Origin of the sequence: Mesorhizobium sp. M0862 (assembly GCF_040319795.1) — a bacterium.
Taxonomy (GTDB): Bacteria; Pseudomonadota; Alphaproteobacteria; order Rhizobiales; family Rhizobiaceae; genus Mesorhizobium.
In genome coordinates this window covers 459,341-472,340 of the sequence record NZ_JAMYOJ010000002.1, presented here as the reverse complement: position 1 = coordinate 472,340, position 13,000 = coordinate 459,341, and the positions used below count along the sequence as shown (strand labels likewise).

Genomic DNA, 13,000 nt, shown 5'->3' with positions numbered 1-13,000 from the left:
GTGGTTTGGATCAGCCGGCGAGTATACGCTCGATCGCCGGGCGGTTCAGTCCTTTCAGGCCAATGACGACAAGACGCGAGCGGCGGTCGTCCTCAGCCGCCCAGGCGCGGTCATAGTAATGATTGACGCGCGGGCCGACGGCCTGCAGCAAAAGCCGCATCGGCTTGCCGCCGACATCGACGAAGCCTTTCACACGCAGCACATTCTGTTCCTCGGCAACCGTGGCGACGCGCTTGGCCAGTTCGTCCGGGTTGGTGATCGAGGGGATGTCGACGATGAAGGTGTCGAAATCGTCATGCTCGTGGTCGAAGGCGCCGTCATGGTGCGATTTGCGGTTCTCGATGTCGTCCTCGACGGCGAGGCCGAGGCCGAGCAGCACCGAGGGATCGAGCTTGCCATGTGCGGTCGGCACGATCTTCACGGCGCGGGCGGAATGTTCATTGATGATGGCGTTGGCGCGGGCCGAACCGGGGGCGTCCATTAGATCGCTCTTCGACAGGATGATCAAATCGGCGCAGGCGATCTGGTCCTCGAAGACTTCTTCGACCGGATCGTCGTGGTCGAGCGTCTCGTCCTGAGCGCGCTGTGCCTGCAAAGCGTCCATGTCGTTGGCGACGCGGCCTTCGGCCAGCGCCGGGCCGTCTACCACGGCGATGACACCGTCGACGGTTACCCGGCTCTTCACGCTCGGCCACTGGAACGCCTGGACCAGCGGCTTGGGCAGAGCGAGGCCCGAGGTCTCGATCAGGATGTGGTCGACCCTCGGTGTCAGCGCGAGGATCTTGTCGAGGGCGGGCACGAAATCGTCGGCGACTGTACAGCAGATGCAGCCATTGGCCAGTTCGACGATGTTTTCCTCGGGGCAAGTGTCGATGCCGCAGCCTTTCAGGATTTCCCCGTCGATGCCGATGTCGCCGAACTCGTTGACGATGATGGCGATGCGCTTGCCGCCGGCATTTTCCAGGAGATGGCGGACCAGCGTCGTCTTGCCGGCGCCGAGGAAGCCTGTAACGACAGTGCAGGGAACACGGGAGAGGTTGGCGGCCGGGTTTGAAGCGTTCATCGTCAGTCCTTCAGCATGTCGAGGGGTGGGATGCGGGCAACGAGGCCGCGCTTGAGGCTATCGGGCCGGCCGCGCCACGGGATGAGGCCGTCGGCCGAAGTCGCGAAGAGCTTTGCGCCGGTAACGAGGTCGGCGCCGCTGGTTGCGGTCAGATCGCCGAAGACATAGCTCCAGCAGCCATCGCGCAGGATCGCGGCGCTGAGGCGGCGCTTGCAATTGCCGAGACATTCGGCGGTGCGGACCCGGATATCGCCGGCAGCGGCGCGGCGTGTGTCCTCAGCCAGCAATTCGCCGGCGCGCGGATGGGCGTCGGAACCGGTCTCATCGCGGCAGGAGGCGCAGACGATGACGGTCACGCCGGTCAGGGCGTCGTTGTCCCTGGACGCAATGTCCGCTGTGCCAGCCGAAAAACTGCTGTTCTGGTCCAAAAACCGTGCTCCTTGCCCGGAAACCCGCCAGGCGATCGGATACTTTGTCTCAGACGGCAGGTCTCCTGGCTCGCGGGTCATCGCCTTGGTTAGCCGCCTTCCCGGTGTTACCCAGTGGCTTTCGGCCTTGGCTCTTCGCTTACAGTTGCGGGGACAGCCGCGGATTTGGGATTTTCGTCCCGCACCGCATTCCCTCTTGGCCCTTGCCGTTGCGGGCAGGGGACCGTCTGGAGCGGATTTAGGCTGTTGCGGGGAGTTGTGTCAACGCGCTGCTACGACATGGCGATGTCGGCCAGGGGTTTCCCCAGATTGCCGGCCGGCGCCACTTCGATGCGCTCAAGGCCAAGCCAGCCCTGCATCTGCTTCAATTCCTCGAACAGCTCTGCGGCAGTTTCCGGCGGCGCGCCGGGTTCGGCGTAGGCGGCGTGGACGCGCAGCACGCTGGCCGGGCGGTCGGCCTTGAGATCGACGCGGGCGACGATCCGGTCGCCGAGCAGGAAGGGCAGCACGTAGTAGCCATATTGGCGCTTGTCAGCCGGGGTGTAGATCTCGATGCGGTAGTGGAAATCGAACAGGCGCTCGGTGCGCGAGCGCTCGAAGACCACCGGATCGAAGGGCGCCAGTAGCGCGCGGGCCTCGATCTTTCGCGGCAGGCGGGCGTCCCTATAGAGGTAAGCCGGCTTGTCCCAGCCTTCGACGTTTACCGGCAGCAACTCGCCCATCTCAACCAGTTCCTCCAACCGGCCCTTCATGTCGGCCGGCGACAAGCGGAAATAATCGCGCAGGTCACCCGACGTCGCGATGCCGTGGGCGCGGGCGGAAATGCGCAGCAATTCGCGGTGCGCGTCCTCGGCCGCCGGCACCGGCAGATCGAGGATCGCCTGCGGCAGAACGCGCTCGGGCAGGTCGTAGAAACGCTCGAAGCCACGGCGGTGCGCCGTGGTGATGCGTCCGACCCAGAACAGCCATTCGAAGGCGTGCTTGGCGTGGCTCCAGCCCCACCAGCCGCCCGAACCTTTCTGGCCTTCCAGTGCCGAAGCGGCAATCGGGCCGCGCTCGGCGACCGCGCGGTAGATCTCTTCGATATAGGCGGCGTGCTCGCGGCCCCATTTGGCGAGGCCGAGATACATTTCGTCGCCTTGCTCGGCCCGCTGCATGCGCCAGCGCATCAGCGGGTAGGTCTCGACCGGCAGGAACGAGGCCTCATGCGCCCAGTATTCGAACACCGTGCGTTTGCGGGTGATGGCCGCATTGTCGAGCAAAGCCAGCGGGTAGGGGCCAAGCCGCGAATAGAGCGGCATATAGTGGGCGCGCACCACCGCGCTGACGGAATCGATCTGCAGCAAGCCGGTGCGCGACAGCACGCGGGCGAGGTGGCGGCGATCGGGCGTGCCGACCGGGCGGGGATCGAGAAATCCTTGCGCGGCGAGCGCGATGCGCCTGGCCGCGGGGAGTGAGATTTTGTCCTTCGTCAAAGTGTCTTGCCTCGAACCATTTTCCCGACTTTAGCCGGCGATTCCGGTCATGCTAGCAGGCAAATGGCGGGAGATGTGTCAGGAGACAAAAGTGGAGTGAAAGATGAAGGAAATCAAACAGGAGGAGATCGGACCAGTTTTTCCCGGCCTGCCGTCCAGCACTGTCTTTTGAACAAGGTTTGACTTGCTTCGCTGAAAGCCGTGCGCTAACCCTCGCCGCGTTGCAGCAAAGGCACCTAAAACGGTTCAGCGGTTAAACTGTCGCGCTTCCGCATTAGGGTTGGTTGCTGTAATCAAAGTGGATTGGCCGCCAACGGAAAGCCGAGCATGAACGTACTCCTCAGTTCATACCTGCCCATCGTCCTCTTCATCGCCGTGGCCGCGGTTGTAGGCCTGGCGCTTATCATCGCGCCGTTCCTGGTGGCTTATCGCAATCCCGATCCGGAGAAGCTTTCCGCCTACGAGTGCGGGTTCAACTCGTTCGACGATGCCCGGATGAAATTCGACATCCGCTTCTACCTGGTGTCAATCCTGTTCATCATCTTCGATCTGGAAGTGGCCTTCCTGTTTCCGTGGGCGGTGTCGTTCTCGAAGATCGGCATGCTCGGTTTCTGGTCGATGATGGTGTTTTTGGCGGTGCTGACCATCGGCTTTGCCTATGAATGGAAAAAAGGAGCGCTGGAATGGGATTGAACGACAGTTCCGGAACGCTCGTCGCGCCGAAGCCCAAAGGCCTGATCGACCCCAATACCGGACGTCCGGTCGGTTCCGACGATCCGTTCTTCCTCGAGATCAACAATGAACTGGCCGACAAGGGTTTTCTGGTCACCTCGACCGAGGCGCTGATCACCTGGGCACGCAGCGGCTCGCTGATGTTCATGACCTTCGGTCTAGCCTGCTGTGCCGTCGAGATGATCCACACCTCGATGCCGCGCTATGATTCTGAAAGGTTTGGCGTGGCTCCTCGCGCGTCGCCGCGCCAGTCCGACATCATGATCGTGGCGGGAACGCTGACCAACAAGATGGCCCCGGCTTTGCGCAAGGTCTACGACCAGATGCCGGAGCCGCGCTACGTCATCTCGATGGGCTCCTGCGCCAATGGCGGCGGCTATTATCACTATTCCTATTCGGTGGTGCGCGGCTGCGACCGCATCGTGCCGGTCGACATCTATGTGCCCGGCTGCCCGCCAAGCGCCGAAGCGCTGCTCTACGGCATTCTTCTCCTGCAGAAGAAGATCCGCCGCACCGGCACGATCGAACGGTAGACCCATGGCCGCATCCCTGAGCGAACTGTCGACCTATCTCGGCGAAAAGCTGCCGGGCCGCGTCACCGATGCAGTGCTTGCCTATGGCGAACTGACGATCTCGGTTGCTACAGACAATCTGATCGAGGTGACAAGCTTCCTGCGTGACGATTCGGGCTGCCAGTTCATTTCGATCATCGATATCTGCGGCGCCGACTACCCGTCGCGCGTCAAGCGTTTCGATGTCGTCTATCATCTGCTGTCGCCGAAGCAGAATTTGCGCATCCGCATCAAGGTGCAGGCCGACGAAGAGACGCTGGTGCCGTCGCTCACCGCTGTCTATCCCGGCGCCGACTGGTATGAGCGCGAAGCCTACGATCTCTATGGCGTGCTGTTCTCCGGCCATCCGGACCTGCGCCGCATCCTCACGGATTACGGCTTCGAGGGCCATCCCCTGCGCAAGGACTTCCCGCTGACAGGTTTCGTCGAGGTGCGCTACGACGACGAAGCCAAGCGCGTGATCTACGAGCCGGTGGAATTGAAGCAGGAATTCCGCAATTTCGATTTTCTTTCGCCATGGGAAGGGACGGACTACGTCCTGCCGGGCGATGAGAAGGCGAAACAGTGAGTAGGAAGTAGTGAGTAGTCAGTAGGAAAAGATTTGGAGCAACGGATCGAATCTTATCGCGACTTGAAGGTGGGCAATCGGCGATGACGCTTGCTGAGGATTGCTACCGTTTCACCAAAGAGTTTCCGAGGGATGAGATTTACGGCATGACCTCTCAGATGCGCCGATCGGCGGTTTCGGTCGCAGCGAACGTCGCGGAGGGATACGGTCGGGAGAACAGAGGGTCGTTCGTTCAATTTTTGCGCATGGCGCAAGGCTCGTTGAAGGAACTGGAGACACACATACTGCTGGCATGTCGGGTTGGCCTGCTGCGAAACACAATGAGATTGAGCTGCTGCTGCGATGCGAAGAGATTGGAAAAATGATGAGATCTCTTATCCGAACGGTGCAGGCCAAGCAGGCGGAATGAAGCAGGCATTGAGATTGATGATCACTACTCACTACTCACTACTGACTCTTCGCCAGAGGCGCCAGAATGGCTGAAACCTCCGTCCGCAACTTTAACATCAACTTCGGACCGCAGCACCCTGCGGCGCACGGTGTTTTGCGTCTTGTGCTGGAGCTTGACGGCGAAGTGGTCGACCGCGTCGATCCGCATATCGGCTTGCTGCATCGCGGCACCGAAAAGCTGATTGAGCACAAAACCTATCTGCAGGCAGTGCCCTATCTCGACCGGCTCGATTATTGCGCACCGATGAACCAGGAGCATGCCTTCGCGCTCGCCACCGAGCGGTTGCTCGGCATCGAAGTGCCGAAGCGCGGCCAGTTGATCCGCGTGCTCTATTCCGAGCTCAGCCGCATCATGTCGCACATCCTCAATGTGACGACGCAGGCGCTGGATATCGGCGCGCTGACGCCGCCGCTGTGGGGTTTCGTCGAACGCGAAAAGCTGATGGTGTTTTATGAGCGCGCTTCCGGTTCGCGCATGCACGCGGCCTATTTCCGTCCGGGCGGTGTGCACCAGGATCTGCCGGCGAAGCTGGTCGAGGACATCGGCAAGTGGATCGACCCGTTCCTGAAGTCGCTTGACGACCTCGACAAGCTGCTTACCGGCAACCGCATCTTCAAGCAACGCAATGTCGATATCGGTATCGTGTCGCTTGCCGACGCCTGGGCCTGGGGTTTTTCCGGCGTCATGGTGCGCGGCTCGGGTGCTGCCTGGGATTTGCGCAAGTCGCAGCCCTATGAATGCTATTCCGAGATGGATTTCGACATCCCGATCGGCAAGAACGGCGACTGCTACGACCGTTATCTCGTGCGCATGGAAGAAATGCGCCAGTCGGCCAAGATCATGCGTCAGTGCGTCGACCTTCTGCTCGGCAAGGAGAGCACCGGGCCGGTGTCGAACCTCGACGGCAAGGTGGTGCCGCCCAGGCGCCAGGCGATGAAGCGCTCGATGGAAGCGCTGATCCATCATTTCAAGCTCTATACTGAGGGTTACCGCGTGCCGGCCGGCGAGGTCTATGCCGCGGTCGAGGCGCCGAAGGGCGAGTTCGGCGTCTATCTCGTCTCCGACGGCACCAACAAGCCCTACCGCTGCAAGCTGCGCGCGCCCGGCTTCGCGCATCTGCAAGCCATGGATTTCCTCTGCCGCGGCCATATGCTGGCCGACGTCACCGCCGTCCTGGGTTCCCTCGATATCGTCTTCGGGGAGGTTGATCGGTGATGGCGGCAGCCAATCCTACAGTGCGCTCTCAGGTCGGTGTTCGAGGGAATGCCGACGCTGCCCTACCGCGGTGGCGCGAATTGGCAAAAGCCATGCTGCCGGTCGAGTTCGCAGAGGCTTCTTACAACTCGACTCAGCACTGTTCGATCTATGACTTCTTTTTTGCCCTGCTACCCAAGACGCGCCTTGCCCACCGCGACAATGACGTCGACAAGCTGGGTAGAATGCACGGGTTCGCCCAATGGGCTGCCGTTCACCCGAACAAACAGATTTGGAATGCGGCTGGTGTCGCTTTTTACGAGCACTTGTTCGACGATGACATCGACGCTGATGCGGTCATGGCATGGATCTCGCCTCAAGTAAGGCAAACCGTTCTGGGACTGTGGCAATACATGTTGCCCGCAGAGCGATTTGCGAGTGTTGCTCGATCTGCCGAACGCATTCCGTTTTCTCATCAGAAAGAATGTGAAACCGCAATAGCTCTCGTAGCAGAGCAGGGGCCCGATCGCTAAATGTCAGTCCGCCGTCTCGCAGAAGCAAGCGTCCAGCCAGCCTCCTTCGCCTTCAACCGGGCGAATGCGGCGGTTGCGAAGCAATGGATCAAGAAATATCCGAAGGGCCGCGAGCAGTCGGCGATCATTCCCTTGCTGATGATTGCGCAGGAGCAGGAAGGCTGGGTCACCAAGGCGGCGATCGAGACGATTTCGGACATGCTCGGCATGCCGCGCATTCGCGGCCTCGAAGTCGCGACCTTCTACACGCAGTACCAGCTCAATCCGGTCGGCACGCGCGCACATATCCAGGTCTGCGGCACCACGCCCTGCATGCTGCGCGGCTCGGAAGCGCTGATGGATGTGTGCCGCTCGAAAATCCATCACGACCAATTCCACACCAACGACAAGGGCACACTGTCGTGGGAGGAAGTCGAATGCCTCGGCGCCTGCGTCAACGCGCCGATGGTGATGGTCTTCAAGGATACGTTCGAGGATCTCACCCCCGAGCGGCTGGCCGAAATCATCGATCTTTACGATGCGGGCAAGGGCGCCTCGGTTCCCACGGGACCGCAAAACGGCAGAACCGGCTCGGAGCCGGCGCCTGGCCTGACGACGCTGAAGAGCGAAAAGGCGATCCTCAAAGCAACGCGCGACAAGGAAGCCAGGGCGGCGAGCAAGGCTGCCCACGCGGCGCCCGACGCAATCATTGCGGCGCCTGTTCCGGCTCCTGCCGCTCCTGCAGCGGCCGCCCCGGTCGCGCCATCCAACGCCGGCAAACCGAAAACCGATGCGCCGGAAACCAGCTCGGCGTTGAAGTCGCCCTCCAGGGCCAAGGTTGCACCGGCGGCGGAAAAAGCGGCGAGCGTCCCGGCGCCCCTGCATTCGGCCGCCAACGCCAACACCGCGGCGCCTGAAGTCGAGAAGGTCGCCAAGCAGCGTAATGGCCCGAAGACCACCTCCACGCCGGCAGCTGCCTTCATCGCTCCGGAATTCAAGGCGCCAGCGGCCAACGCCCCGGTGGCCCCGACCGTCAAGGCGCCGACAGCCAGACCCGCAAAGCCGTCGCTCGAGGACAAGAACCGTCCGGCCGGAATCGACAGGCCGGCTGCGGTCGACGATCTCAAGCTGATCTCGGGCATTGGCCCGAAGATCGAGGGCATCCTTCATTCGCTTGGCATCTTCACCTTCACACAGGTCGCATCCTGGAATAAGGCCGAGCGCGACTGGGTGGATGGATATCTCGCTTTCCAGGGCCGCATCGAGCGCGACGACTGGGGCAAGCAGGCCAAGGCGCTCGCCAAGGGCGGCGTCGCCGAATACATCCGCGTCTTCGGCAAGGAGCCACGTTGATGGCTGAAGCGCAAAGCACCGGATCTTTGCTGTCGCTGCGCAGCATTGTCATCGGCGTTGTCTGCATCGCTGCTGCCAACATCCTTCTGGAGGGGCTTCGGCGCCTCGTCGAATTGCCGTTTTCGGATACCCTGGAATCGATGGCCGCGACCGGCATAGGCGTGCTGGTGTGGGTCTCGATCGTCTTGCGGGGAAAGAGGTAAGTCATGCTGGCTGACAAAGACCGCATCTTCAACAACATCTACGGGCTCTTCGACAAGTCACTGGCCGGCGCGATGGCGCGCGGCGCCTGGGACAACACGCCCGGCATCATCGCCAAGGGGCGAGAGTGGATCGTCAACGAGATGAAGGCGTCCGGCCTGCGCGGCCGTGGCGGCGCCGGCTTCCCGACCGGGCTGAAATGGTCGTTCATGCCCAAGCAGAGCGATGGAAGGCCGAGTTATCTCGTTGTCAACGCCGACGAGTCCGAGCCCGGCACGTGCAAGGACCGCGATATCCTGCGCAACGATCCGCACACGCTGGTCGAGGGCTCGTTCATCGCCGGCTTCGCCATGGGCGCGGTCGCCGCCTACATCTATGTGCGCGGCGAGTTCATCCGTGAGCGCGAGGCGCTGCAGCGCGCCATCGACGAGGCCTACGAGGCCAGGCTGATCGGCAAGAACAACACGTCCGGATACGATTTCGACATCTACATGCATCACGGCGCCGGCGCCTATATATGTGGCGAGGAAACAGCACTTCTCGAAAGCCTCGAAGGCAAGAAGGGCCAGCCCCGGCTGAAGCCGCCATTCCCAGCCAATGTCGGCTTGTACGGTTGTCCGACTACCGTGAACAATGTCGAGTCAATCGCGGTCGCGCCGACCATTTTGCGCCGTGGCGCCGCCTGGTTCTCGTCCTTTGGCCGGCCCAACAATGTCGGCACCAAGCTGTTTTGCATCTCGGGTCACGTCAACAATCCGTGCACCGTCGAAGAGGCGATGTCGATCCCGTTCCGCGAGCTGATCGAGACGCATTGCGGCGGCATTCGGGGCGGCTGGGACAATCTCCTCGCGGTCATTCCGGGCGGCGCTTCGGTGCCGCTGGTGCCGGCCGAGCAGATCATCGATGCGCCGATGGATTTCGATGCTTTGCGCGACCTGAAATCGGGTCTCGGCACGGCGGCTGTCATCGTCATGGACAAGTCGACCGATATCGTGAAGGCGATCGCCAGGCTGTCCTATTTTTACAAGCATGAGAGCTGCGGCCAGTGCACACCGTGCCGCGAAGGCACCGGCTGGATGTGGCGGGTGATGGAGCGGCTGGTGCGCGGCGAGGCGCAGAAGCGCGAGATCGACATGCTGCTCGACGTCACCAAACAGGTGGAGGGTCATACGATCTGCGCGCTGGGCGATGCCGCGGCATGGCCGATCCAGGGCCTGATGCGGCATTTCCGCGGCGAGGTGGAGCGGCGCATCGACGAGTTTTCGCGCAACGCGCACCGGGCCGAACCGGTGATGGTGGCTGCTGAGTAGATTGAAATCGGGCGCAAGCCCCGGACGGAAAAATAGGGGCGGGGCTGACGAAGAAACGACCAGGAGATGTCTATGGCGCCCTATTCGAACCCTTTGATGCCCAATTTGGACCAGCTTGAGAAGATGAACCAGGATTTGACAAGGATGATGCCGAAGGAGATGGCCAGCGCCGTCAACCTTCTCGCGCATCCTGTCGCTGGTGCCGCCGCCATGTCGGCGCTGGGCTTCGGCCTTGCCAACCATGCCTTTGGCGTGTGGCTAGGCGCCTTGTCGGGTGCTGCCGAGGCATCGCAGCGGATTTTCCAGCCGATCATCGACGATTTCGAACAGCGCAGCCAAGGGTTCGCCGAGACCGCCCCCGCCACCAAGGCGCGCGCGGCGACCAGAACCCTGATCGCCGAGGCGCAGAGTTTTGCCCAGGATGTGACCGATATTGCCGCTCTCACCGTCGATGCCGAGCCGGAGAAGACCGAGGCCGTCGCCGAAGGCGCGACGATCGGATTGATGCCGGAGGATTTCAGACAGCCCAAGGCCGTGGCTCGTCCGGCCAAGCCGTCGGATCTCAAGGCGATCACCGGCGTTGGGCCGAAGCTGGAAAAGGTGCTGAACGGCCTCGGCATCTGGACCTTTGCCCAGATCGCCGCCTGGGCGCCAGAAGAGATCGCCTGGGTCGAGGACTACCTGTCGCTCACCGGCCGTATCGGCCGCGACGAGTGGACCCGCCAGGCCGCGGCGCTGACGCTGGCCGCCAAGGCGAAGAAGTAGGGGTGGCAGGCATGGAGATCCACGACAGGAGCGATGTTCTCGATGTGCGCAATGCCATCGTCAGCAACTCCAGATTTGACGATGTGAACTTGTCGAACACGCAGTTTCACAACGTCGACCTGTCGGCGGCCGTTGTGGAGGACGCGAACCTCTCGGACGCGTTTTTCAGCAATGTGAATATGAGCAATTTGAAGATAGAAAACGCTGAAGTCGCCGGCATGATGATCAATGGCATCAGGCTGAGCGATCTATTTCAGGCATATGAGACGGCGCAGACCGCCAGGGGCAATTGATGGCAAAGCTCAAGGTCGACGGGAAAGAGATCACTGTACCCGACCACTACACGCTGCTGCAGGCGGCCGAGGACGCCGGCGCGGAAGTGCCGCGCTTCTGCTTCCATGAGCGGCTGTCGATCGCCGGCAATTGCCGCATGTGCCTGATCGAGGTGAAGGGCGGGCCGCCGAAGCCGCAGGCCTCCTGCGCCATGAATGTGCGCGACCTCCGTCCGGGACCCAATGGAGAGGCGCCTGAAATCTTCACCAACACGCCGATGGTCAAGAAGGCCCGCGAAGGGGTGATGGAATTCCTCTTGATCAACCATCCGCTGGATTGCCCGATCTGCGACCAGGGCGGCGAATGCGACCTGCAGGACCAGGCGATGGCCTTCGGCGTCGATTCCTCGCGCTATCACGAGAACAAGCGCGCGGTCGAAGACAAGTATATCGGCCCATTGGTCAAGACGGTTATGAACCGCTGCATCCACTGCACGCGCTGCGTTCGCTTCACCACGGAAGTTGCGGGCATTTCCGAGCTTGGCCTGATCGGCCGCGGCGAGGATGCCGAGATCACCACCTATCTCGAAAGCGCCATGACCTCGGAGCTGCAGGGCAATGTCATCGACCTCTGCCCGGTCGGCGCGCTGACCTCCAAGCCTTTCGCCTTTCAGGCACGGCCGTGGGAGCTGACCAAGACAGAATCCATCGACGTCATGGACGCCGTCGGCTCGGCAATCCGCGTCGACAGCCGCGGCCGCGAGGTGATGCGCATCCTGCCGCGCGTCAATGAAGCGGTGAACGAGGAGTGGATTTCCGACAAGACCCGCTTCATCTGGGACGGATTGCGCACGCAGCGCCTCGACCGCCCCTATGTCCGCAAGGACGGAAAGTTGGCGCCGGCCAGCTGGGCCGAAGCGTTCGTTGCGATCAGGGATGCGGTGTCGAATGCGGCGCCCGAGAAAATCGGCGCGATTGCGGGCGATCTTGCCGCCGTCGAGGAAATCTACGCGCTGAAGCAGCTTATGGCTGCGTTGGGCTCAAGGAACACCGATTGCCGCCAGGACGGCGCCGCACTCGATCCCGCGCTCGGCCGCGCCAGCTACATCTTCAACCCGACCATCGAGGGCATCGAGCAGGCCGACGCGGTGCTGATCATCGGCGCCAATCCGCGCTTCGAGGCCTCGGTGCTAAATGCCCGCATCCGCAAGCGCTGGCGGATCGGCAATCTGCCGGTCGGCATCATCGGCGAGGTCGGCGACACACGCTACGATTATGAACAGCTCGGCGCCGGTCCGGAATCTCTGAAAGATCTGGCCGATGGCAATGGCAAGTTCTTCCAGGTGCTGAAGAAGGCGACGCATCCGCTGATCATCGTCGGCCAGGGCGCGCTGTCGCGTGCCGACGGCGCGGCGGTGCTCGGCCAGGCGGCGAAACTCGCCACGGCCGTCAACGCTGCCCGCGCCGACTGGAACGGCTTTGCCGTGCTGCACACTGCGGCCGCGCGCGTCGGCGGTCTTGATGTCGGCTTCGTGCCTGGCAAGGGCGGCAAGAACGTTGCCGGCATGCTGGGGGAGAGCGAGGTTCTGTTCCTGCTCGGCGCCGACGAGATCGACATGTCTAAGACCGGCGGCGCCTTCGTCGTCTATGTCGGAACGCATGGCGACGCCGGTGCGCACCGCGCCAATGTCATCCTGCCGGGAGCCGCCTACACCGAAAAGTCCGGCACCTATGTCAACACCGAGGGACGCGTGCAGCAGACCAACCGCGCGGGCTTCGCGCCGGGCGACGCGCGCGAAGACTGGGCGATCCTGAGGGCATTGTCCGATGTGCTCGGCAAGAAACTACCCTTCGATTCGCTGCAGCAGTTGCGCGCCAAACTTTATGGCGAATACCCGCATCTCGCCCGCATCGATCATGTCGAAGCCGGCAATGCCGATGACGTCGCTAGGGTGGCGAAGCTCGGCGGGCGGCTGAACAAGGGCACTTTCACCTCGCCGGTCACGGATTTCTATCTGACCAACCCGATCGCGCGGGCCTCCGCCGTCATGGCGGAATGCTCGGCGCTGGCGAAAAACGGCTTCAGGCAGGCGGCAGAGTAGAC

At 62.3% G+C, this 13,000-nt stretch carries 15 protein-coding genes and 1 riboswitch; of the genes, 12 read left to right on the top strand and 3 right to left on the bottom strand.

What is annotated here, in order from left to right:
• Nucleotides 1-10: 10 nt before the first annotated feature.
• From cobW to NKI15_RS04890, 3 genes are all read right to left on the bottom strand, one after another.
• Complete coding sequence (cobW, locus tag NKI15_RS04900) at nucleotides 11-1,063, bottom strand: cobalamin biosynthesis protein CobW (protein ID WP_352514993.1); 1,053 nt, start codon at nucleotides 1,061-1,063, stop codon at nucleotides 11-13.
• 2 nt (nucleotides 1,064-1,065) lie between these two features.
• Nucleotides 1,066-1,491 carry a DUF1636 family protein gene (locus NKI15_RS04895; protein ID WP_352460278.1) on the bottom strand — a complete coding sequence of 142 codons (426 nt, stop codon included), beginning with the start codon at nucleotides 1,489-1,491 and terminating at the stop codon, nucleotides 1,066-1,068.
• 38 nt (nucleotides 1,492-1,529) lie between these two features.
• A riboswitch (cobalamin riboswitch) is annotated at nucleotides 1,530-1,734 on the bottom strand.
• A gap of 29 nt (nucleotides 1,735-1,763) precedes the next feature.
• Nucleotides 1,764-2,966: a winged helix-turn-helix domain-containing protein gene (locus NKI15_RS04890; protein WP_352514992.1), complete on the bottom strand. Its 1,203-nt coding sequence runs from the start codon at nucleotides 2,964-2,966 to the stop codon at nucleotides 1,764-1,766.
• Between the two features lie 327 nt (nucleotides 2,967-3,293).
• Here NKI15_RS04890 and NKI15_RS04885 point away from each other — a divergent pair, with 327 nt between their 5' ends.
• From NKI15_RS04885 to nuoG, 12 genes are all read left to right on the top strand, one after another.
• On the top strand, nucleotides 3,294-3,659 hold the full coding sequence (locus NKI15_RS04885) for an NADH-quinone oxidoreductase subunit A (RefSeq protein ID WP_023670825.1): 366 nt from the start codon (nucleotides 3,294-3,296) through the stop codon (nucleotides 3,657-3,659).
• Nucleotides 3,650-4,231 (top strand): NuoB/complex I 20 kDa subunit family protein, encoded by a 582-nt coding sequence (locus tag NKI15_RS04880; RefSeq protein ID WP_023670824.1) that lies wholly within the window; start codon nucleotides 3,650-3,652, stop codon nucleotides 4,229-4,231. Before NKI15_RS04885 ends, NKI15_RS04880 begins: the two co-directional genes overlap by 10 nt.
• 4 nt (nucleotides 4,232-4,235) lie before the next feature.
• On the top strand, nucleotides 4,236-4,838 hold the full coding sequence (locus NKI15_RS04875) for an NADH-quinone oxidoreductase subunit C (RefSeq protein WP_023670823.1): 603 nt from the start codon (nucleotides 4,236-4,238) through the stop codon (nucleotides 4,836-4,838).
• A gap of 83 nt (nucleotides 4,839-4,921) precedes the next feature.
• A complete protein-coding gene (locus NKI15_RS04870) occupies nucleotides 4,922-5,203 on the top strand; it encodes a four helix bundle protein (protein ID WP_352514991.1) in 282 nt (93 codons plus the stop codon).
• 110 nt (nucleotides 5,204-5,313) lie between these two features.
• On the top strand, nucleotides 5,314-6,504 hold the full coding sequence (locus NKI15_RS04865; RefSeq protein WP_352514990.1) for an NADH-quinone oxidoreductase subunit D: 1,191 nt from the start codon (nucleotides 5,314-5,316) through the stop codon (nucleotides 6,502-6,504).
• A complete protein-coding gene (locus NKI15_RS04860; protein WP_352514989.1) occupies nucleotides 6,504-7,016 on the top strand; it encodes a DUF7674 family protein in 513 nt (170 codons plus the stop codon). Before NKI15_RS04865 ends, NKI15_RS04860 begins: the two co-directional genes overlap by 1 nt.
• Nucleotides 7,017-8,348, top strand: coding sequence for an NADH-quinone oxidoreductase subunit E (locus NKI15_RS04855; protein ID WP_023670821.1), 1,332 nt, complete (start codon nucleotides 7,017-7,019; stop codon nucleotides 8,346-8,348).
• Nucleotides 8,348-8,551, top strand: a complete 204-nt coding sequence (locus NKI15_RS04850; protein ID WP_023670820.1) for a hypothetical protein — start codon at nucleotides 8,348-8,350, stop codon at nucleotides 8,549-8,551. Before NKI15_RS04855 ends, NKI15_RS04850 begins: the two co-directional genes overlap by 1 nt.
• Before the next feature lie 3 nt (nucleotides 8,552-8,554).
• Nucleotides 8,555-9,859: an NADH-quinone oxidoreductase subunit NuoF gene (nuoF, locus tag NKI15_RS04845; RefSeq protein ID WP_023670819.1), complete on the top strand. Its 1,305-nt coding sequence runs from the start codon at nucleotides 8,555-8,557 to the stop codon at nucleotides 9,857-9,859.
• 72 nt (nucleotides 9,860-9,931) lie between these two features.
• A complete protein-coding gene (locus NKI15_RS04840; RefSeq protein ID WP_023830502.1) occupies nucleotides 9,932-10,624 on the top strand; it encodes a helix-hairpin-helix domain-containing protein in 693 nt (230 codons plus the stop codon).
• Nucleotides 10,625-10,635: 11 nt separating this feature from the next.
• Complete coding sequence (locus NKI15_RS04835) at nucleotides 10,636-10,917, top strand: pentapeptide repeat-containing protein (RefSeq protein WP_352514988.1); 282 nt, start codon at nucleotides 10,636-10,638, stop codon at nucleotides 10,915-10,917.
• Nucleotides 10,917-12,998, top strand: a complete 2,082-nt coding sequence (gene nuoG, locus NKI15_RS04830) for an NADH-quinone oxidoreductase subunit NuoG (protein ID WP_352885795.1) — start codon at nucleotides 10,917-10,919, stop codon at nucleotides 12,996-12,998. Before NKI15_RS04835 ends, nuoG begins: the two co-directional genes overlap by 1 nt.
• Nucleotides 12,999-13,000: the final 2 nt, after the last annotated feature.